The sequence below is a fragment of the Candidatus Enterococcus willemsii genome (assembly GCF_009933335.1).
Classification (GTDB): Bacteria; Bacillota; Bacilli; order Lactobacillales; family Enterococcaceae; genus Enterococcus_F; species Enterococcus_F willemsii.
Genome location: NZ_MAEL01000039.1, coordinates 21,951 through 42,363, shown reverse-complemented (window position 1 = coordinate 42,363; position 20,413 = coordinate 21,951). Strand labels below are relative to the sequence as shown.

20 protein-coding genes are annotated in these 20,413 nt (G+C 35.5%); 2 read left to right on the top strand and 18 right to left on the bottom strand.

From position 1 onward, the window contains the following. The 10 genes from BAU17_RS07435 to BAU17_RS07390 form a co-directional block, all read right to left on the bottom strand. On the bottom strand, window positions 1–608 hold a 608-nt coding region (locus BAU17_RS07435), incomplete at its 3' end, for a glycosyltransferase family 2 protein (RefSeq protein WP_161902179.1). Between the two features lie 6 nt (window positions 609–614). Next, entirely contained in the window at window positions 615–1,925 is a 1,311-nt protein-coding gene (locus BAU17_RS07430; protein WP_161902178.1) for a glycosyltransferase, read from the bottom strand. Then, window positions 1,922–3,115 carry a beta 1-4 rhamnosyltransferase Cps2T gene (gene cps2T / locus BAU17_RS07425; protein ID WP_161902177.1) on the bottom strand — a complete coding sequence of 398 codons (1,194 nt, stop codon included), beginning with the start codon at window positions 3,113–3,115 and terminating at the stop codon, window positions 1,922–1,924. The genes BAU17_RS07430 and cps2T overlap by 4 nt, the downstream gene beginning before the upstream one ends. A gap of 26 nt (window positions 3,116–3,141) precedes the next feature. Next, the gene (locus BAU17_RS07420; protein WP_420022104.1) at window positions 3,142–3,789 is read right to left on the bottom strand and encodes a sugar transferase; all 648 of its coding nucleotides are present in this window, start codon (window positions 3,787–3,789) and stop codon (window positions 3,142–3,144) included. Window positions 3,790–3,843: 54 nt separating this feature from the next. Then, window positions 3,844–4,608 carry a tyrosine-protein phosphatase gene (locus BAU17_RS07415; protein ID WP_161902175.1) on the bottom strand — a complete coding sequence of 255 codons (765 nt, stop codon included), beginning with the start codon at window positions 4,606–4,608 and terminating at the stop codon, window positions 3,844–3,846. Window positions 4,609–4,638: 30 nt separating this feature from the next. Further along, window positions 4,639–5,334 carry a CpsD/CapB family tyrosine-protein kinase gene (locus BAU17_RS07410; RefSeq protein ID WP_161902174.1) on the bottom strand — a complete coding sequence of 232 codons (696 nt, stop codon included), beginning with the start codon at window positions 5,332–5,334 and terminating at the stop codon, window positions 4,639–4,641. Between the two features lie 9 nt (window positions 5,335–5,343). Beyond that, window positions 5,344–6,126, bottom strand: coding sequence for a YveK family protein (locus BAU17_RS07405; RefSeq protein ID WP_161902173.1), 783 nt, complete (start codon window positions 6,124–6,126; stop codon window positions 5,344–5,346). 17 nt (window positions 6,127–6,143) lie between these two features. Then, on the bottom strand, window positions 6,144–7,091 hold the full coding sequence (locus BAU17_RS07400) for an LCP family glycopolymer transferase (RefSeq protein WP_161902172.1): 948 nt from the start codon (window positions 7,089–7,091) through the stop codon (window positions 6,144–6,146). Window positions 7,092–7,127: 36 nt separating this feature from the next. Continuing rightward, window positions 7,128–8,207 carry a hypothetical protein gene (locus BAU17_RS07395; protein ID WP_161902171.1) on the bottom strand — a complete coding sequence of 360 codons (1,080 nt, stop codon included), beginning with the start codon at window positions 8,205–8,207 and terminating at the stop codon, window positions 7,128–7,130. A 208-nt stretch (window positions 8,208–8,415) separates the two neighbouring features. Beyond that, window positions 8,416–9,597, bottom strand: a complete 1,182-nt coding sequence (locus BAU17_RS07390; protein ID WP_161902181.1) for a 3D domain-containing protein — start codon at window positions 9,595–9,597, stop codon at window positions 8,416–8,418. Between the two features lie 316 nt (window positions 9,598–9,913). Between BAU17_RS07390 and BAU17_RS07385 the strand changes: the two genes are divergently transcribed. Together BAU17_RS07385 and BAU17_RS07380 are read left to right on the top strand one after the other, a co-directional pair. Next, a complete protein-coding gene (locus BAU17_RS07385; RefSeq protein ID WP_161902170.1) occupies window positions 9,914–11,629 on the top strand; it encodes an ABC transporter ATP-binding protein in 1,716 nt (571 codons plus the stop codon). Beyond that, window positions 11,626–13,374: an ABC transporter ATP-binding protein gene (locus BAU17_RS07380; RefSeq protein ID WP_161902169.1), complete on the top strand. Its 1,749-nt coding sequence runs from the start codon at window positions 11,626–11,628 to the stop codon at window positions 13,372–13,374. The genes BAU17_RS07385 and BAU17_RS07380 overlap by 4 nt, the downstream gene beginning before the upstream one ends. Window positions 13,375–13,477: 103 nt before the next feature. Here the strand turns inward: BAU17_RS07380 and BAU17_RS07375 are convergent, their stop codons facing one another. From BAU17_RS07375 to BAU17_RS07340, 8 genes are all read right to left on the bottom strand, one after another. Further along, entirely contained in the window at window positions 13,478–14,506 is a 1,029-nt protein-coding gene (locus BAU17_RS07375; protein ID WP_161902168.1) for an oxidoreductase, read from the bottom strand. 8 nt (window positions 14,507–14,514) lie between these two features. Continuing rightward, on the bottom strand, window positions 14,515–16,353 hold the full coding sequence (locus BAU17_RS07370) for a BglG family transcription antiterminator (RefSeq protein ID WP_161902167.1): 1,839 nt from the start codon (window positions 16,351–16,353) through the stop codon (window positions 14,515–14,517). 37 nt (window positions 16,354–16,390) lie between these two features. Then, window positions 16,391–17,485 (bottom strand): PTS fructose transporter subunit IIC, encoded by a 1,095-nt coding sequence (locus tag BAU17_RS07365; RefSeq protein WP_161902166.1) that lies wholly within the window; start codon window positions 17,483–17,485, stop codon window positions 16,391–16,393. A gap of 11 nt (window positions 17,486–17,496) precedes the next feature. Then, on the bottom strand, window positions 17,497–17,802 hold the full coding sequence (locus BAU17_RS07360; protein WP_161902165.1) for a PTS fructose transporter subunit IIB: 306 nt from the start codon (window positions 17,800–17,802) through the stop codon (window positions 17,497–17,499). A gap of 14 nt (window positions 17,803–17,816) precedes the next feature. Then, the gene (locus BAU17_RS07355; RefSeq protein ID WP_161902164.1) at window positions 17,817–18,257 is read right to left on the bottom strand and encodes a PTS sugar transporter subunit IIA; all 441 of its coding nucleotides are present in this window, start codon (window positions 18,255–18,257) and stop codon (window positions 17,817–17,819) included. A gap of 154 nt (window positions 18,258–18,411) precedes the next feature. Continuing rightward, entirely contained in the window at window positions 18,412–18,618 is a 207-nt protein-coding gene (locus tag BAU17_RS07350; RefSeq protein WP_161902163.1) for a helix-turn-helix domain-containing protein, read from the bottom strand. A gap of 11 nt (window positions 18,619–18,629) precedes the next feature. Beyond that, window positions 18,630–19,103 carry a DUF2975 domain-containing protein gene (locus BAU17_RS07345; RefSeq protein ID WP_161902162.1) on the bottom strand — a complete coding sequence of 158 codons (474 nt, stop codon included), beginning with the start codon at window positions 19,101–19,103 and terminating at the stop codon, window positions 18,630–18,632. A gap of 142 nt (window positions 19,104–19,245) precedes the next feature. Beyond that, window positions 19,246–20,409 (bottom strand): glycoside hydrolase family 3 protein, encoded by a 1,164-nt coding sequence (locus BAU17_RS07340; RefSeq protein WP_161902180.1) that lies wholly within the window; start codon window positions 20,407–20,409, stop codon window positions 19,246–19,248. Between the last annotated feature and the right edge of the window lie 4 nt (window positions 20,410–20,413).

Here is a 20,413-nt window from a genome sequence, read left to right as displayed (position 1 = left end):
TAGTTATATAGTTGTTCTTGGATATAAGTACAACTGTTGGCGTATTGCAGATAGTTTAAGTTAAAATCTAGGTCTTCCACTGCTTTCATATTGGGATTAAATTTTATATCATTTTCTATAATAATATGCTTTTTATATAACCTATTCCATACAAACCCTTGTATATCAGAGTTATATAAAGAAGCGTTTAAGACATCATTTTGATTTATATATTCAGTTTCACCTACTAATTTTGGCAATGTATCTGATGTACTAAAATTACAAATAACTAAATCAATATTTTCCATAATTAATTCAGTACTCATTTTAAAATACATTTCTTTATGAATAGTATCATCTGCATCTACAAATCCTACAAATTCGTTTGTTGATAATGATATCCCCACATTTCTTGCATTAGATACTCCACTATTAAAAATTTTATGAATTATTAACTTAGGATACAAGGCTTTTAAGCCACATAATACCTCCCATGTATTATCTGTAGAACCATCATCAATACAAATTAATTCAATATCTATTTTTTCTTGATTCAATATACTTATACAACATTTTTCGATTGTCGTGGCACAATTATAACATGGAACCACAACGGATACTTTGTTCATTAGCATCTACCTCTTCATAATAATATCTGTATATAATCCTTCTATTTCATATGCATGTTCTTTCATAGTCTTAACCATTTCTGTCTGATCAAGATATTCTATTTTATTATCTACTATTTTTTTTAATTTTACTTCTAGCTCTTCAATATCTTCAAATACCCACTCTGAAGGGACCAATTCTTTTGAACCTACATTCGTACTAACAAAAACTATTTTATTGTACGACAATGCTTCTACTACAATCAACCCAAATGTTTCTTTCCATAGACTAGGTACAACTAATATATCAAATGAATTAAATACAGTATCTATATTACTCGAATTGTATCTACCATGTTCAATAACCAACTGATTATCGTTATTTTTCGTAGGCTCATATCCAAAAGTATGAAATTCTACATCATTTTCTGGATATATTTGAGTTAAACGTAAAAAGTCAAAATATCCTTTGTATTTCTTATCTGGACCAATATATGCTACTCTAAGTTTACTTCCTCTAGTATCTTTTGTAATTTTTCTTAATTTGATTTGATTATTGGTAATAGAGATTACTTTATGTGGAATTTCTTGTCGTAAATTAAATCTAAAAACTTCTTTTGCGAGAGTGCTATTAAAATGGAACATATCTACACAATAAAATATTGATTTATAATATTCTTTTAATTCCTGATATTTATTCACTTTTTTCTTATCAAAACTATCTATTTCTTCTTTTTGCAAATTTTGTTTATTCACTTTTGTAATTATTTTTTTGAGTTTTCTTATTAGAGGATAAATTCTTGTCTGAAACATTCTAAGTTTTTTAGTACCTAATGCTCCTCTTGAAGCCAAATACCAATTTTCAGCTGTAGATTCTCTATCATAACTTCTTTCCTTCAAAAAGAAGTTGGGTTCTGGTGCTAAACCAAAGTAATCATGTGAAGTAAAAACTATCTGTATATTCAATTTTTTTGCAACTTCAAAAAATTCTTTATGGACACCTAATAAAGAATGTATATGAATTATATCTGGTTTAATAGTGTTAAAAAATTCATAATAGATAGATGGATCTACTTTGGTCATAAAATCTTCAGGTGTTGCTATCCCTCCAAATAATGCCAAAGGTAAACTATTTATAATTTTATACTTTAAAATTTTTTCTTCTTTTTTCGACTTGATGATATACGTTCTCTTAGTAAATATATTAATTTCTCCAGGATGTAACGATATTACTTGGTGCCCCATTGAAATTTGTTGTTCCATTAAATCGATAGCATATCCTACTAATCCTCCAGTTCGACTGGGAGGATATCCTAAAGTATAGTGAAGAATCTTCATATATATTCTCCTTCATTAAACAATATTTCATATTCCCCTACTATTTTATTCCAATTGTAATTCTCTTTTACTCGGTTACTCGATTTTTCTCCCATCATTTGTCTATCACTTTCATCAATACTATCTATCTTATTAATTAATTCTGAAAGAGAGTTTTGAATTTTTCCCCAATAAAATGCGCTATTTTCAGCAACCTCTTTATTAAACTTAACATCTAATAATAAGTTAAGGTTAGTATAATATAGACTTTCCAATAAAGAAGGATTTGTGCCTCCTACTTCATGTCCATGAAAATAAGCAAAAGCATTTTGACGAATATATTTTAGGAGATCTTGATTATATACAGTACCTACAAATTTTATTCGAGAATCCTGACTGAAATTAGTTTCATTTTCTAATTTTTCATAAAATTTATTCTGTTCCACATTTGTAATTAGTACAAAAGATTTCTTTGTTTTTGATTTCATAAATTCTTTTATCATAATTTCATAATTATTTTCTGGAACAAATCTTCCTACAACTAAATAATATTCATTTTCTTTGACTTTTTTACTACTATACCATTCTTTTACTATGTTATTATCTGATTTCAATGTTGTTGATTGCATGTCTGTTCCATATGAAATATATTTTGTTTTAGGAGCAAATTTTCCATACTCGTTATGAATGTATCCTTCAATATTCGTACTATCACAAACCAACAAATCAGAATCTTTTACCATTAACATTTCCGAGTACTTCCAATATTTTCTAACTGGATAGCTCCATTTTTCACGAAGCCATTCATGTCCATCTGGATTGACAAATAGTTTCCCACCTATATTAGCTACTTTTTTCTTCAATTGAGATATAAATGGACCTATTCTACATGCTAGTACATAAAAAATTGGATTTTTATCTTTATTTTGTGTAGCTAATTGTATCGCATAATTTAAAGACTTTATATCGTAATAGATAGCTTTGGCAGGCCCAATAGAAGGAACTGCTATATTAAAACAATCAGCACCATTATGTTCAAAATGTTTGTCAGTTATATTTGACTTTGCTGAATTTTCTTCCATACAAGCAATATGATATTTTATATTTTCTGATTTTTGGTTTTCAGTCAATTTCTCTACAAAAGTTTCAAATCCACCATATTTTGCTGGTATTCCCTTACTTCCAATAATATATACATGTTGTTTTTCCATAATTTTTTTAATACTCCTACCTAGTTTTAATAAGCACCATTCGGTTTTATCATAACCAAAATAGTCTTAAACATTATCTTAACGTCATTCCAAATGCTTCCATTTTGGATATACTCAATATCCAATTCAACCATCTCATCAAATCCGACTTCATTGCGACCACTCACTTGCCATAAACCAGTACATCCAGGTTTGACTAATAATCTTTGTTTATCGTATTCAGTATACTCTGCTACTTCTCTCAACAAAGGTGGTCTTGGCCCAACTAAGCTCATATCTCCTTTTAAAACATTCCATAATTGAGGTAATTCATCAATACTTGTTTTACGAATAAATTTTCCAACCTTCGTAATACGTGGATCGTCCTTCATTTTGAACATCGCACCTTCAACCTCATTGTGCTTCAATAACTCTGCAAGTTTTTCCTCTGCGTCAACACACATCGAACGAAATTTAAACATTTTAAATTTTGATTCATTTTTCCCCACTCGTGTTTGAGAAAAAAAGATGGGTCCATTAGGTTCTTCTTTTTTCATTAAGATCGCTACAACTAAAAATATGGGTGATAATACAATCAATCCTATTGAACTCCCCAAAACATCAATTATACGTTTAATGAATCGATAAACATATTTTTTCTCTACTTTTTCTCTATCAATAAAGTTTGATTTAATGTCTTTTTTCTCTATATATACGTCTTCTTTTTCTAAGTCCAACAATTTCTCCCCCTAAAATAACCCAAATTTTTTCTTTTTGATTTCTTGATAGTTTGGATAACTTATTGAATCACCATTCAGTAAATCTTTCGAGACTTGCTTCATTAAGTTTACTTTTTCTTGTCCAAATTCTTTTCTGATAATTTCATAGGCTTCTTTCATATAAAACGTTCGTTTTTTTACTCCATGTGCATCTGAAGCTACCATTTGAACTAAATTGTGTTTGACCATTTCTAAAGCAGTCTTTTTAATTGATTTACCAAATACTCCTACGATACTAGGTGCTGTTAGCTGCGCTAAACAGCCCATTTCAAGGAATGAGATTAATAAATTGGGCTCTTCACGGAACTTGGCATTCCGTTCGGGATGAACAATAACTGGAATTTTTCCTGCCGCTCGCAATTCAAAAAATAATTGTTCCGTATAAGCAGGTATATCCATTGTTGGAAATTCGATTAAAATATATGTATCATCCAAATCGGTGAAAAGGATGCGTTCTTGTTGGATTTCTTCCATTAAGTCACCAGTGATTCGGACTTCTTGTCCTTCTAATAAGGTTAAATCTAAATTTCTACGATCAATTTCAGCTTGCAATAAAGAAACCGAATGAATGACAGATTCTTTCGGATTCTCATATCGCCCATTATTATGATGAGGGGTACATAAAATATGGGTAATTCCTTGGCTAATGGCTTTTTCAACCATCGCTAAGCTTGCTTCCATATCTTCGGCTCCGTCATCAATTCCTGGTAAAATATGACAATGTAAATCAATCATTTCATTCGACTCCTTCAAACTTCTTATCTATTAACTTGAATAATAATAATAACCTTGGTCTTTACTTTGTTCAGCACCATTGTAAACAACGCCTAACATTCTGGCTTGTACTAAACTTAACAACTCTTTTGCTTTCATTGCATCTTCTTTTTTCGTGACATTCTCACGAATTACTAACAGTGTACCATCCACTTTTGAAGACATAATCTGTGCATCGGTTACGGCAACAACAGGTGGCATATCAAAAATCACAATATCATATAACCCTTTTACTTCTGTAATCACTTGGTCCATTCGTACAGAACCTAGTAATTCCGATGGGTTCGGTGGTTTTGGTCCACTCGTCAAAACAGTTAAATTGGGTATGGTTGTTTCTTGGGCAACTTCTCGGACGCTTGTCCCTGTACTCAGTACGGTACTCAATCCTGAATGATTAGATAATTGGAAGGTTTTATAGACGGTTGGTTTACGCATATCCGCATCGACTAGTAAAACTCGCTGCCCTGATTTTGCAAAAACCACTGCTAAATTAGCTGAAGTCGTTGATTTCCCTTCCCCCGGTCCTGAAGAAGTAATGACAATTGTTTGCAATCGTTGATCTGCCGATGAAGCAAATTGTAAGTTCGTACGAATCGTACGATATTGCTCGGAAACTGGTGATGAAGGATCAACTAATGTAATTAGACTGACTGGATTGGTTTGATTTTCTTTTCTCTCTCTTGCCATAATTTCCTCCTACACACGTGAGCGCGAACGTCGCGTCGCTGTTTCTGTTTTCTCTAATTTTTTAATTTCTTTTTTAGGCATTTTTTGTGTTGTTGCATTAATTTCTTTTTGTGTCATTTGTGGCACAGTACCTAAAATTGTAAATCCTAAAGTGTCAGTAACAAATTTATTATCTTTTACTGTACGATCAAATAACTGCATTAAGAAGGCTAATCCAATACCAACCATCAACCCTAAAACTAAGCCAATAACTAAGTTTAATTTGTTATTTGGGGAAACTGGCGTTGAACTTGCTGTAGCTTTAGACACGATGGTCGTTTTATCAACTGTTAATACATCTGCAACCGTCTCTTGGAAAACTTCTGCAGCAGTATTAGCAATGTGTTCGGCATTGATTGCACGATCACTCGTTGCTGAAATAGAGAACATTTGCGAATTTTGTGACTGTGTCACTTCTAAAATTGCCTTGATTTCTTTCGGTTCTAATTTAATATCATAATCGTCGGCCAAACGTTTTTGAACTTCTAAAGCTAATGCATCGCCTTCTTTGATGATATCTTTGTAGGTATTCAACATTTGTAAATTATAATTAATATCATTGACGTTACCTGCTGTTCCTTCACTTTGTGGTAACGTAACAATTAACTGAGCCCGTGAACTATATTGCGGTGTAATCACAAAAAAGGTAACTGCACCAGCTAAGCCTAACCCTAAGAACATACTGACAAAAATTGTTGCCAAATGTTTTCGCAAGACTTCAAAAATCTCTTTTAAACTAATCGTCTCTTCCATTATCTCTCCACTTTCTTCTACTTAATATCTAATTGTTGTTTCAAAGTTGATTGCACTTTTTGTAATTCTTCTTCACTGACACGTTGATAAGAAACGCCATCTTGCATGAAGCCCTCACCGGTCATTTGTAGTTGATCCATTTTAGAGAAGGCATCCCGATAATCCAGAGCAATTTTTTGCATGTCACCGAAGCTCATATCAGTCTTCATGTTGCCTTCCATAGTATTCAGAATTCCCTGATATTGCGTCACACCATTTAGAGATAGGGCTTTTTTCATAATTCCTTCAACCACTGCGCGTTGGCGTAATTGACGACCGTAATCTCCACGGCTGTCTTCATAACGCATTCTTAGATACGTTAATGCACGTTCACCTTCTAAATGAATCGGACCAAAGGCAAAGTGTTCGCCACGACTTTCAAACTCCAAATCATTATTCACATCAACTCCACCAACTGCATCAACTAACTCTTTAATCCCCATCATATTAATCGACACATAGTGATCAATGGGAATATCTAAATAGTTCTCAACCGTATCCATTGCCATCGCTGCACCGCCAAAGGCATAAGCATGGTTGATTTTGTCTTGGGTGCCATGACCAACAATCTCCACATACGTATCACGTGGAATACTCACTAAAGTTGTTTTATTTGTTTCTGGATTAACAGTTGCGACCATTAAGGTATCAGAACGGCCTTGTTCAGTCCGACCTAAATCTCCCGTATCAATTCCGAGTAATAAGACACTGAATGGTTCGTTCTTGCTTAAATCAACGGGTGCTTTTCGTTTAGTAGACTCATTGCTTCGCTCCACTGACTCATAGGTTTCTTTAATTGAGCCTGACAAGTCGAAATAAACTTTTGCTCCGACACCTAAACCAATAACCAGCAATCCTACTACAATACTAAAAATCGTCCAAAATATTTTCTTTCCAACAGAACTTTTTCTGCGTCGTCTTGCCATTTTCTATTCCTCCATTAGCTTTACATTTCGTCTATTTTATTCAGTGGTTGTTTCTGGATTATTTATGCTTGGTTCTTGTGTTGGCACTTCTGGTGTTTCTGTTTCCTCAGGGTTTGTTATTTCTTCTGGTGTTGTCGGCTCCTCAGAATTTTCTGGTATCGGTGTAACATTTCCATCAGAATTCCCCTCTGTACTTCCACCACCATTAGTAACTGGTGGTGCAGGTTGCCATTGTTGCTCATATACTGGTTCTTCATAAACCGGTTCTTCATAGCTTTCTGACTCAACCGTTTCTTCAATCACTTCTTCTGATGATTCTGTGACTTCTGGTTCTTCGATGCTCTCTGTTGATTCTTGTACGAGTCCAACCACCATTGAAACTTGGTCTGCTAGTTTCATGAATTTTTCTTTAAGTTTTTCATTACGGATTTTTTCAATATCTGCTAAAACCCCCATATAATCTTCATAAGTGACAACAGCGCCCTCTTTAAGAAGCTCATCGAATTTCTTTTGCAAAGCAGTGGCTGTTTTGACTTGTTCATCTGCTGATTTGACATATTCATCAATTACTTTGCGCCAAGCATCTTCTTTAAAGGAAGATACACGTTCTTTGATTTCTTTTATCGTCTTTTCTTCTACGTTTTCTTGAACAGCTAATGTATCATCAACTTTTTGCCAATCTTTGACTTCTTTTGTAAAGAGCTTATTTACGCGTCCTTGCATACGCACCTTATCTGAAACTAAAGTCAGCTCTTTAGTTAGCCCTTCTTTTTTCTCGGCTAGTTCTTGAATCTCAGGCGGTAATGCTTTGTCTTTGATATCAAAATCTTCTGCTGTGACGCGAATCGATTCTAAATCTGTTTGAATTTTAGTGACTTCATTCGTTGTCACTTTATTCTTTACAAAGACGTGTTGCTTTTTATCTGTATATAAGTCAGCGATTTTTGTTTCGATTGTTGCTAATTTATTTTTTTCACTGACAACAGCTGTTTCAGCGTAAGCCACTCGTTGTTCATACTGACGATGCTCGTTGATTTTATAACCTACTACACATACACCACCAGCTACCACAGCTGTTGCGAGTATCCCTAAGCCTTTCAGAAATGATTTGTTCATTTGCTGATTCCCACTCCTTATAATTTATGTACGAATATTTTTGAAAAAAGTCTAAACCAATTCTACCCTAAATGTAGTTTAATTAAAAGGTGTTTTTTGTCATTAAAGCGCATCATTCATCGCTTTTTTGAATAAAAGGTAGGTTTTTGACATGTCACAAGAAAACAATCATCTACATTGCCATGAAGATGATTGTTTTCTCGCGTAATTATTCTAAAATTGTAACTTTGACATTATGACGTCGGCCCCATTCAATACATTCTTCTCTTGTTTTGAAATGAACATCAATGATGTTGCCTTTAATTGCACCACCAGTATCGGCTGCAATTGCTACGCCATAGCCTTCAACTTCCACAAGTGTTCCTAATGGAATGACACTTGGATCGACAGCAATCGCTTGTGGGTTTTGTCTTAAATCAAGTCCTGAGGCAGTAAAGAAGCTTGCGCCGCTTTCTGAATAAGAATAGGCCGTTGATTCCATATACATCACTCTGCCACTTGATTTGTTTTCACTGCCCCCATTGTTTGTTGCTGGTGGATCTTGTTTCGGTGGCGCTGGTGTATTTGTCACGTTATTTGTTGATTCTTTGGTTGTTTCTTCAGCTACAGTTGATTCACTGCTTGCTGATGATTTTGGTGTTTCACTAATTGATTCTTTTGCTGCTTCTTGCTCAGCTTGACGTTTTTCAGCTTCAGCTGCTTCCTTTGCTTCTGCCTCAGCTTTTGCTTTACGTTCTGCTTCGGCTTTCATGCGTTGCTCTTCAACTGCTTTGCTATTCGCAACTTCTGCTAAAGCAGTTTGATTGTCTGCTAATTCTGCTTGTAATGTTGTGATTTTGCTATCTAATGCATCTGCTTGACTTACTAAAGTAGCTTGATCAGTTTCAAGCGAACTTTGTGTCTCGCTGACTGTTTTTTCTAGTTTTTGTAATTTATCGGTTTCAGCTTGTAAAGTCTCAATTTCATCATTGGCAGCTGTTTGCATCACAGTAATTGCATAGACACCATTAATAAAATCTTGAATACTTGATGATTCTAAAAGCATTGCTAATTTGTCTTCAGTAGACGCATTTAATTGTAAAGATTTCAAACGATCTGTCATTAGCTCTTTGCGTTCCGCAATCGTTGCTTCTGTCGCTGCAATTTCTTTCTGCGTTTTCGCTAATGTTTCTTCGTTCTCTTTGATTTGTCCTTTTAAGTCTTCAACTGCTTGATATGTCTCATTGATATCCTGTAAAGCAGCTTGAACATCCGCACTGATGGTTTGACTTTGTTGTAAAAGTGCATTTTCTTTCTTATCTAACGATTCCATTGTTTCTGCACTAACGGCAATCGGTCCTGCTAACGTTACCCCTAACAAGCAGGTCGCTAAAAATTTCTTCGCCTTCAAATTGAAGTCCACACCTTCCCCTAAATTGTCTCTAACTTTGTTCATTATACTAAAATCTAAAACGTCATTTATTTCATTTCATTTACATAATGTTACATTTCACTGTAAAATAAGGTTTTTTTGAAGAATAAGGAGTTTTACTAAAGAAAAATCCTTATTAAATTAGTATTTACAATCTTCCTGCACGTAACAAAACTGTAACATCCATTCGTTTTTTGTCTATTTCGGTACTACATCAACTATCAGTAGCAACAACTTTCTTTCATTAGATGTTTCCGTTACAATGTTCTTATCAAGTAGTAATTAGGAGGTTATGATGGTTCATTTATTACAATATGCAAAAAAATACCAGAAACAAATTATTCTTGGGCCTGTCTTCAAATTTTTAGAAGCCGTTTTCGAACTTATTCTTCCATTATTAATGGCCATTCTGGTTGATGAAGGAATTCAAAAAAATGACTGGTCAAAGGTCCTTTCGATGACACTATGGATGATTGCCATGTCGGTGATTGGTTTGGGGTGTGCGATGGTTTGTCAATATTTCGCTTCCTTTGCCTCACAAGGTTTTGGAACGGAATTGCGTAATCGTTTGATGCGTAAAATCAATCAATTGTCCCATCAAGAATTGAATCGATTTGGGACGGATACGTTGATTACTCGCATGACCAATGACATTAATCAAGTGCAGATAGCTTTAGCGATGTTAATTCGTTTGGTTGTACGGGCACCCTTTTTAAGTATTGGTGCGGTTGTAATGTCATTTTATATTGATTGGCAAATTGGGATTATTTTTTTATTGGTCTTACCTCTCTTTTGTCTTGTCTTATTTTTCATTATTGGTCGTTCTGTTCCTTTATATAAACGTGTACAACAACAACTCGATCGCCTCAACGAATTAGTGAGCCAAAATTTAAGTGGTGTACGTGTCATTCGTGCATTTGCACGTCGAAAGACTGAAATCAATCGTTTCAATCAGTCGACAGACGAACTTTCTAAAGTCTACTTACGTGTCACGAATCTCTCCGCATTACTGACACCAGCAACAACCTTGATTATGAACGTTGGTGTACTCGCGATTTTTTATCTTGGTGGTTTTAAAGTAAACACGGGACATCTACAACCTGGGCAAGTTTTAGCGCTTGTTAATTATATGAATCAAATGTTGTTGGCATTGATTGTTGTATCTAATTTAGTGATTATCTTTACACGCGCGGCTGCTTCGGCTAGTCGAATTAGTGAAGTCTTGGATGCAGAACCTGTCATTCAAGAGACTGCTGGTGAGTTACCTACTAAGAACACACGTGGTGAGATTTCTTTTGAACATGTAGATTTTCGTTTTGCGCCAGAATTTGGTTTGGCTTTGCATGACATTACACTAACGATTCCAAGTCAAACGACGGTCGGAATTACTGGTCCTACAGGTAGCGGAAAAACGGCTCTCACACAATTAATTCCTCGTTTCTATGACGTGGCAGCTGGGAGTGTCCGTATTGAGGGACTGGATGTCCGCCAATGGGAATTATCAACCTTACGCCAAAAAGTAGCAATGGTTCCTCAAACCGCTGTCTTGTTTACCGGAACCATTCGCGATAACCTGCGTTGGGGTAAAAAAGATGCGACCGACGAAGAATGTTGGGAAGCTTTAAAAATCGCTCAGTCCCTTGATTTCGTTCAATCATTACCGGAAGGATTGGACACGCCTATTTTTGAAGGCGGGAAAAATTTCTCTGGTGGCCAAAAACAACGGCTAACGATTGCACGTGCATTAATTGCTAAACCAGAAATTTTAATCTTAGATGATTCCTTAAGTGCTTTAGATTATCAAACCGATTTAAATCTACGTAAAGCATTGAAGCAACTTCCTGGGACCGTCATTATTATTTCGCAACGCATTCGTTCGATTCAAGATGCGCAACAAATTCTAGTCATGGATTCAGGTCGATTAGTTGCGAAAGGAACACACGACGAATTATTGCAAACATCACATGAATATCAAGAAATTGTTGAATCACAAGAGGAGGGAATCGAATGAATAAAAAATCTTTTGATTGGAAAAGTATCAAACGCTTCTTTCCTTACCTATTAAAATATAAAAAAGAAAATATTGCCGCTATCTTTTTAGGGGTCATCGCTGGGTCCACGTCAGTCTATATGACTTATTTAATCGGACGAGCGGTGGATCAGCTGATTGTCCATCGAGTTGACTTCTCTACTTTGTATCGAATTATCTCATTATTTATTGGCATTGTCCTTGTAACAGTAATCAGTCAGTGGTTGATTCAACGATTAGGCAATCGGGTCGCTTATCTGGCGGTAGCTGATTTACGAAAAGATGCTTATCAACAATTAAATCAATTGCCACTTCGCTATTATGACCAGACATCACACGGGAATATTGTCAGTCGCTTTACAAATGATATGGATAATGTTTCTGTGGCAGTGTCAGCGATTTTTAATCAATTGTTTTCAGGGCTATCTGTTGTTTTATTAGCTTTTGTGATGATGATTCGGATGAGTGTCGTCTTAACAATTGTCGTCTTAGTCTCAACACCCATTATCTTTCTTGTAAGCTGGGCAGTTGCCAATGCGTCACAAAATAATTTTCGACGCCAGCAAGAAATTGTCGGTGAAGTTTCTGGTTTTGTGACTGAAATGGTTGGAAATCAAAAAATCGTCAAAGCTTTCCAACAAGAAGAAGTCAATCAAACTCGTTTTGAAACAATCAACCAAGAACTCTATATTCGTGGGCAAAAAGCCCAATTCTCCTCTTCATTAACTAATCCACTGTCTCGTTTTGTTGATCATTTAGCTTATGTAGCAGTGGGTTTCACGGGTGCTTATTTGATTCTTTCGGGTAGCGAATTAGTAACAATTGGGGTCGTTTCAAGTTTTACAATTTATTCAACACAGTTTTCAAAACCATTTATTGAAATTTCAGGGATTACGACCCAAATTCAAACGGCATTGGCGGGCTTAACACGCACGTTTGATTTATTGGATCAACAAGCAGAATCATCCGATGAAGACGGACAAGAATTAACCAATGTGCAAGGAGAAATCCGCTTTGAAGCTGTTGATTTTGCGTATACGCCAAATCGCCCATTGATTGAGGATTTCAATTTTACGGCGAAACCGGGTGAGTCGATTGCTATCGTTGGAAAAACAGGCGCAGGAAAATCTACTTTAGTGAATTTGTTGATGCGTTTTTATGATGTAGATAAAGGAAAAATTACGATTGATGGTGTCGATATACGTGACCTTAAGCGCGACAATTTACGCAAACACTTTGGGATGGTCTTACAGGATACATGGCTATTTGATGCTAGTCTGCGTGAAAATCTAACTTACGGAAACGCTGATGCGACTGATGAAGAAATTTATACTGCATTGAAAAAGTCGTATATGTATGATTATGTGATGCGTTTGCCACAAACATTAGATACACAAATTGGCCAACAAGGAATTAAAATTTCTGACGGACAACGACAACTTTTAACTATTGCCCGTACTATGATTAGCAATCCTGCGATGTTAATTTTGGATGAAGCAACTAGCTCCGTCGATACATTGACTGAAAAGAATATCCAATCTGCTTTTCTTGAAATGATGAAAGGACGAACGAGCTTTGTTATCGCCCATCGTTTATCTACGATTCAATCAGCCGATAAAATCCTAGTAATGGAAGCTGGCCATATTATTGAACAAGGTACACATGAAGAATTACTCGCTGCGAAAGGAGCGTATTACCAATTGCATCATGCACAGTTTGAACAATAAGCAGTTTTGCCGGTATCTGGAAGGATATCGGCTTTTTTATTTAGAAAAAGGACTTAAAAAAAGGAACCCCGAAATAGCCATTACGACTATCTCGAGGGTTATTTTATAATTCAAAAATAAAAGGTGTTGGATGTTGTACGCCGTCTGCAAGAATGCGAATGTTAGCTATCGCACTCTCATCACTGACTAGTTTAGGTTTTCCTTCTTTGATTGTTGCGTACATTGCATCATAGACTTTGCCATAATCCCCAATGGGTGTTAGTCGCTTCTCAACCGACAATTCTTCTCCATTTGCAAGTGTAACGGTAATTGGTTGTTGATCTATGCCAAAGCCATCTTGATTAGGCAAGATATTTTGCTTCAAGTATGTTTCTTGCATATCCATTCCATATTTTACTAAACTACCTTTTTTCCCGTTAATACGAAGGCTTGGATATTCACTAGCAATCAGTTGATTCACCTTTAAGATAACTTTTTTATCTGGGTAAAACAATTGCATTTCAAACGTATCATCTGGATTTTCTGGCTTTCTTAATGTTCGAATATCATAAAAGACTTTATCAGGTATACCAAACAATGAAATTCCCTTATCTAGCAAGTGAATGCCTAATCCATAAAACTCACCGTCATATACCGTTCCTTGTGGTCGTTCATCTTCTGGACGGAAACGATCAAAATGAAATTCCACTTCAAAAACATCTCCCAATTCGCCAGAATGGACAATTTCACGGGCAGCAATCATTTCACTATCAAAACGACGATTTTGATACGGCATAGCAATTAGTTGATGGGCTTTGGCATAGGCAAAGATTTCCTCTGCTTCTTCCACAGTACTACAGAATGGCTTTTCAACTAGTACATGCTTGCCCGCACGCAACACTTTCATTGCTAATTCATAATGTGTGGTAGGAGGCGTACAGATGGTAATCATATCTAGCTCTGGACTTTCTAACAATTCCTCCAAGCTTTCACAAAAATCCGTAGAAGCTAATTCCAACGGCTCAAGATATGATTCATCCACGCTAGGAGAATAAATTTTACAAACTTTTATTGTCTCTTTACGAGTCAATAAATATGGTAAATGGTACCTCGTTGCACTTTTTCCAAATCCAATAAATCCTATATTTAACATTTTTACACCTAACCTTCGACTAAAATTTGTATGAATTCCTCATATGTTTTGATGTGATTCATTTTTTTGAGGATTGTTTCTTGTTGAAACTTTTTTATTAAATAGGGGAAGAGTTTTTTACTTTCCTTTTCTTGAACGTTAATCCCTCCAAAAAAGATGTAGGATACTTGTTCAGTGGACCATAAAATCGGTTCTTGTAACTTCATAAAGAAGAAAAATGATTTACCGCTTGTCACAAAATGCGGCAAGGCAACACCTGAAACCACATCTGTTGGTGCATATTTTTCACGTTCTAATAACTGCTCTTGTTTTTCGGTCGTAATTCGATTTTGTCCTTGTAAAATATTCCCAATCGCATGTAATACTTCTTCCTTGTCTTTCAACTGAACATCACAAATAAATAGCTCCTTATGAAACAATGACTTTATATATCCAGTACTCAATGAAGAACGAATATGCCGATGAACTGTTTTAAAGTCTTGCTCTGTCAATACAGGACTGACATAGATAATCTCTTTGGGTAAGTCTATTTGAATATGATGTGTTGAAATAATAAAATCAATGTCACGGTAATCTTGTTGTTCTGCCAAATATCTAGGAATTACTTTCAATACTTGTAAATTAGTAAAGCGAGCTTCTAGTTGCATTCGAACTAATGATGACGTGCCTACACCATTCTCGCAAATAACCATCACATGATAGATTTCATCTTCTTTTTTCTCTTCTAAATACGTTTGAAAATGTAAAGCAAAGTAGCTAATTTCCTCATCTGTGAATTGAATAGATAAGATTTTTGATAGTTCATTAGAAAAGAAGGTTGCATATTCGTATGCTAAAAAATAACGTGTTTTAATCATTTCTTTTAAAGGATTTTGCATAGAAAGCCCAATGGTTAATCGTTGAATACTAATGATTGCATGCGATTGTAAATTCCTAGTCATTCGACTGTTTTCTAAAAACTGCTCGTTGTATTGTTTATCCAATTTTTCTAAACAATAAAAAATGGCCATTCGTATTTCGCGTTCTCGTTCTTCAGTAAATGTCGTATTTCCAAATAAAATAGATAAGTAAAACAAATCCGCTTCACTAATTTCTAATTGGAAGGCTTCTGAAATTTGTTTCGCAATATTGTTTACTACCATGTAATTCTTATACACAAGCACATCATTCTCATAAATTTTGTCATTTGGATATTCCGCTCGAATCAATACAATTAAAATATTTTTCAAAATTAGTAAAATTTGTTCTTGTGAAAACGAGCTATCATTATCGATTAATTCACGGATAATGATTTGATGAATTTGTTCAATAAATCGAGCTTCATGAAAATATTCTTCAACTAATTGCTGGCTGTATTTATTATCTAATTCTAAAAAATGAAACAGCGCTTTACGTAAAGCAGATTCTTTTCCAATCAGTGTTAATCCTTTAGTAGAACGTCGAATCTGGATATCAAATTGCGTAATTTCGGCCCTCACATCTTCAATTCTTTTAGCAATTGTATTTCGAGCATAATAAAAGTAGTCTGATATCTCTTCAATCGTGGATTCTCCATGAAACACTAAATAAAGAAAAATATTCGCTCCCACCGCATCATTTTCTTCTCCATCTAAATTGCCCAAAACTTCCAATAATTTAATTTTCTCTGATGTATCAATGATTAACTGATACCCATTTTTATCAGCCTGTATGGTAAAAGAAACACCCGAAAACGAATCAGGTATTTCTTTAATATATCTTTTAATTGTTCGTTGGCTAACCCCAATAATTTCAGCTAAACGACTGCTAGAGATTGAGTGATTGCTTCTTAAAAGAACTTCGATCATTTTTTTTAACTTCTTATTCATTCGCTTCCCTCATTTTCCAGTTTTCAGTCACTAAAAATTACACAGTTGGCTTTATTTCATTCTTCTTTGCTAGCTGACTTCCTCGATACAATGCACCGATACACACGATAATTGATCCTACTGCAACCGCCAAGACCCAGCCAAACGGATTAGTTGATAAAGGCCATCCCCAAATTGCTGCCGGAACTCCAGTTACTGCACTCGTTCCTAATAAAGCCGCAATTCCACCACCAATTGCTGAAGCTATGACATTCAAAGGAATCATAAACAACGGGTCTTTAATCGCGAAGGGAATTGCTCCTTCTGAAATCCCCATAAATCCTAAAATGAAACAAGCAATCCCATCTGTTTTCATTTGATTATCATAGACAGCTTTTTTCAAAACAATTTTATCTAATAACGTTGCTAAGCCAATTCCAACTGCCGGAATAACGGCACCAATCATTGCAGGCACCCAAGCATTTGCATTTGTATCCGTATTCAATTGCATAGACAAAGCTAACGCCGTTTTATTTACTGGCCCTCCTAAATCGAATGCCATTGAACCGGCAATCACAGAAGCTAGTGCAACTTCACCTGTTTCCCCTACTGCATTGATAAAAGCAGTAATCGCATTTACTAATATAACACCAACTGGACCAATAATAAAATAACTCACGATAATCACTAATAATGTAGAAAACACAGGTACAATAAACATATTTTTAACTGGTCTGAATGTACGACTAAATTTAATATGATCATTTAAAAATTGCACGAAAAATCCTGCAAATAACCCTACAGCAACAGCACCTAAGAAGCCTGACCCCATCACATTTGCCAAGTAGCCACCAATAAACCCTGGTGCTAACCCTGGTTTATCCGAAATACTGTAAGAGACATAAGCGGCAAATACTGGGAACATCAAGCTCATCATGCCTGCACCAGCAATCTGCGTAATCCAGCCCACAAATTTTTGCACATTGTTACTGCTATCTAATAAAGCAGTATCCCAAGCATCAAATCCTGACACTTGACCAATCATAATACCAATTCCCATAATAATCCCAGCTGGAACGATAATTGGAATCATATAGGAAATACCAGTCATTAAATGCTGCTGTAAATCCTGTAATTTTTGTTTATTCATCATTTTTCTCCTCTTTACATATTTTCTGTTATAATTGCTTCACTATTATTGATGGCTTCTTTTAAGGTCACGCGTACCAATTTGCCCTCATACTCCTCAAAGCGTTCAATTTGGCTGACTTTAACAGCTGTTGCAAAAATAATTAAATCCGCTTCGGCAATTTCTTTTGGTTTTAATTTATCTTCAATTCCTCCGGCCCCTTGCGTCTCTACTTTAACGCTCATTCCTAATTTTTTACCAGCTTCTTCAATAGCATCTGCTGCCATATACGTATGTGCAACCCCCATAGGACATGCACAGACTGCAACGATTTTTTTCATTTTTCTCCAGCTCCTTAATTTAAAATAGTTGTTAATTGTTCATAAATTTCTTCAGATGATGTTGCTGCTTTAACTTTTCCTAAAAAAGTTTCCTTTAGTAAATTTCTAGATAATTTCGCTAAAATAGATAAATGATCTGAGTTGTCACTATTGGTTAAAATGGCAAAAACTAGCGATACAGGTTCATCTTCGTCCCAATTGATTTCTTTAGATAGACGGTATAAAAATATTTTTGATGATTTTACGTTTTTTGATTTACAATGCGGAATAGCAATACCTTTTCCTACAGAAGTAGATAACATGTTTTCACGCGCAACGAGTTCCTCTAGAATAGCTACCTCAGAATCAGCTATATTAAGATGGACCGATGTTTTGGCGATTACTTCTAATACTTCTTGCTTATTTGAAAATGTTTGGTCTAAAAATATCGTTCGCTTATCAATTATTTCATTCATACGCTTCCTCCTTTGAACAATTTCATTGTACAGCGTTTACATTTTTGGTGCAGTACATCCTTTGTCACCACGAAGTGACAAAAAATATTCGATTAACTATGTAGTCAATCGAATATTCCTTCTATCTATTTAGTTAAACAGTAATATGATTCCATTACTCCTCCACATACTCCAACAAATCCTTTGGCTGGCAGTTCAAAGCTTTGCACAATGCTTCAAGTGTGGAAAAGCGAATCGCTTTGGCTTTTCCGTTTTTTAAAATAGAAATATTTGCCATGGTGATTCCTACTTTATCTGCTAATTCGGTGACGGACATCTGTTGCTCGACTAGCAAGCGGTCGATATTGACTTTAATTGGCATATTCGTCCCTCCTAGACAGTTAAGTCGTTTTCTTGTTTGATTTGAATGACGCGCATTAATAGCTTTTCAATAGTTGCAACGAAAATAGCTACTGCCAATGGAAGACTGACAATGCCTAAACCAATAATCATCACGCCAGGTGCATCGCCATTGTCTGCAATATAATAAAACATGGGTAAAATACCTAGCAATGCGACAAATAAACCGATAATTAATTTTTTTACTCCTGAGACGATTTGCAATGCTTCAGTTGTAAATGGTTTGTCTTTATCAATTAAACGAAGCATTCGATAAATAAATACAATCACAGCTAAGGCTAAAAAGGCAGCAATATATAATGCAATATAAGCGATAATTTGTTCTAAAAATAAATCATGATTAAAATAAGAACTCAACGCTCCCATCGTGACAAGCAGCCCCAAGAATAGAATAAATAGCGTCATACCTCCTAGCGCAATTTTTAAAAATGTTGTTTTTATCTTCATTGATTTTCTCTCCTTTTATTCTGTTTTCTTGATTCTAGCCACAAATATATCGATATTCAATCTTTTTTTATCGTTTTTCGATAAAATTTAAAGAAATTTAGTATTTAAAAAGAACTTTCTTCTCGAAAGTTCTTTTCCTTTATTATTCAATTAACCCTAATTTTTCTTTCCATTCCAACACGCGACGAACGGAGATATCTAATTGTTCTTCACTGTATTCTCCTGATTGTACAGCTTGAATAACTGCTGGAATCTGTACTTGATATGTCGAGGACATCACCAAATCATTGCCTGCTTGTAAAGCAGCTAAACCGGCTTCTTCTTGAGGAATAAAATCAGCTAAACCTGCCATATCCATATCATCGGTCATCACGACGCCATCAAATTGCAATTCCTCTCGTAGTACTCGGTGGACTTCAGGTGAAATAGACGCTGGTACATCGGTATCCATGCTATTAATGATATTATGAGATACTAAGATGCTATCTGCACCTGCCTTGATTCCGGCAATAAACGGCACAAAATCGGTTGCTCTTAATTCATCTAACGAGCGATCGTCCACGACAATTTCGACGTGTGAATCACGGTTATTGCCATAGCCTGGAAAATGTTTCAGCGTTGAACCACTTTGTTCTTCTTGAAGTGCTTTGACAACTGTTTCAACAAATTCACTGGTACCTTGTGCATCCTGACCAATTGTTCGGTCATAAATGAAAGCTTGCGGATCGGTCGCCACATCGGCGATTGGAAAGAGTCCGGTGTGAATTCCTAAGTCTTTTAACAGCTGGGCTTTTTCTTTGGTATCTTCACGAATCGCTGACCAACCCCCATTAGCATAAAGTGTTTGCGGTGATTCAAATGGTGCCTGTGCTAATTCTGGATTATGACTAATTCGTGTAACCGTCCCGCCTTCTTCATCTGCGCCAATTAATAATGGAATATCACTAGCTGCTTGGTAATCAGCAATTTTCTGTGTCAAACTGTCTTTCGTTTCATTCTCAACATCTCGGCCGAATAATACGTAGCCCCCTAAATGATAGGTTTGAATATCTTCTAATTGATTGGCTTCTGGTACCCGGACAAAAAAGAGTTGCCCAACTTTTTCTTCTAAGGTCATCTCGGATAGTAACGCATCAATTTTCGATGGCTCTATTGTTTCACTAGTTGTTGTTTCGGTGGTGGATTCACTTGTCGAACTGTCTGATTGACTTGATTCTGTCTGTTTGGATGACCCACCAAAATATACAAAGCTAAATAGCCCTAGTCCTATAATTATAATCAAACCGAAAACAATGAATAAACTCATTCGT

Bases quoted from the DNA above. Each gene is read 5' to 3' on its own strand.
- BAU17_RS07410 (WP_161902174.1), bottom strand. From the start codon at position 5,334: ATGGCAAGAGAGAGAAAAGAAAATCAAACCAATCCAGTCAGTCTAATT.
- BAU17_RS07365 (WP_161902166.1), bottom strand. From the start codon at position 17,485: ATGATGAATAAACAAAAATTACAGGATTTACAGCAGCATTTAATGACT.
- BAU17_RS07415 (WP_161902175.1), bottom strand. From the start codon at position 4,608: ATGATTGATTTACATTGTCATATTTTACCAGGAATTGATGACGGAGCC.
- BAU17_RS07380 (WP_161902169.1), top strand. From the start codon at position 11,626: ATGAATAAAAAATCTTTTGATTGGAAAAGTATCAAACGCTTCTTTCCT.
- BAU17_RS07360 (WP_161902165.1), bottom strand. From the start codon at position 17,802: ATGAAAAAAATCGTTGCAGTCTGTGCATGTCCTATGGGGGTTGCACAT.
- BAU17_RS07355 (WP_161902164.1), bottom strand. From the start codon at position 18,257: ATGAATGAAATAATTGATAAGCGAACGATATTTTTAGACCAAACATTT.
- BAU17_RS07385 (WP_161902170.1), top strand. From the start codon at position 9,914: ATGGTTCATTTATTACAATATGCAAAAAAATACCAGAAACAAATTATT.
- BAU17_RS07340 (WP_161902180.1), bottom strand. From the start codon at position 20,409: ATGAGTTTATTCATTGTTTTCGGTTTGATTATAATTATAGGACTAGGG.
- BAU17_RS07375 (WP_161902168.1), bottom strand. From the start codon at position 14,506: ATGTTAAATATAGGATTTATTGGATTTGGAAAAAGTGCAACGAGGTAC.
- BAU17_RS07350 (WP_161902163.1), bottom strand. From the start codon at position 18,618: ATGCCAATTAAAGTCAATATCGACCGCTTGCTAGTCGAGCAACAGATG.
- BAU17_RS07370 (WP_161902167.1), bottom strand. From the start codon at position 16,353: ATGAATAAGAAGTTAAAAAAAATGATCGAAGTTCTTTTAAGAAGCAAT.
- BAU17_RS07430 (WP_161902178.1), bottom strand. From the start codon at position 1,925: ATGAAGATTCTTCACTATACTTTAGGATATCCTCCCAGTCGAACTGGA.
- BAU17_RS07345 (WP_161902162.1), bottom strand. From the start codon at position 19,103: ATGAAGATAAAAACAACATTTTTAAAAATTGCGCTAGGAGGTATGACG.
- BAU17_RS07400 (WP_161902172.1), bottom strand. From the start codon at position 7,091: ATGGCAAGACGACGCAGAAAAAGTTCTGTTGGAAAGAAAATATTTTGG.
- BAU17_RS07395 (WP_161902171.1), bottom strand. From the start codon at position 8,207: ATGAACAAATCATTTCTGAAAGGCTTAGGGATACTCGCAACAGCTGTG.
- cps2T (WP_161902177.1), bottom strand. From the start codon at position 3,115: ATGGAAAAACAACATGTATATATTATTGGAAGTAAGGGAATACCAGCA.
- BAU17_RS07405 (WP_161902173.1), bottom strand. From the start codon at position 6,126: ATGGAAGAGACGATTAGTTTAAAAGAGATTTTTGAAGTCTTGCGAAAA.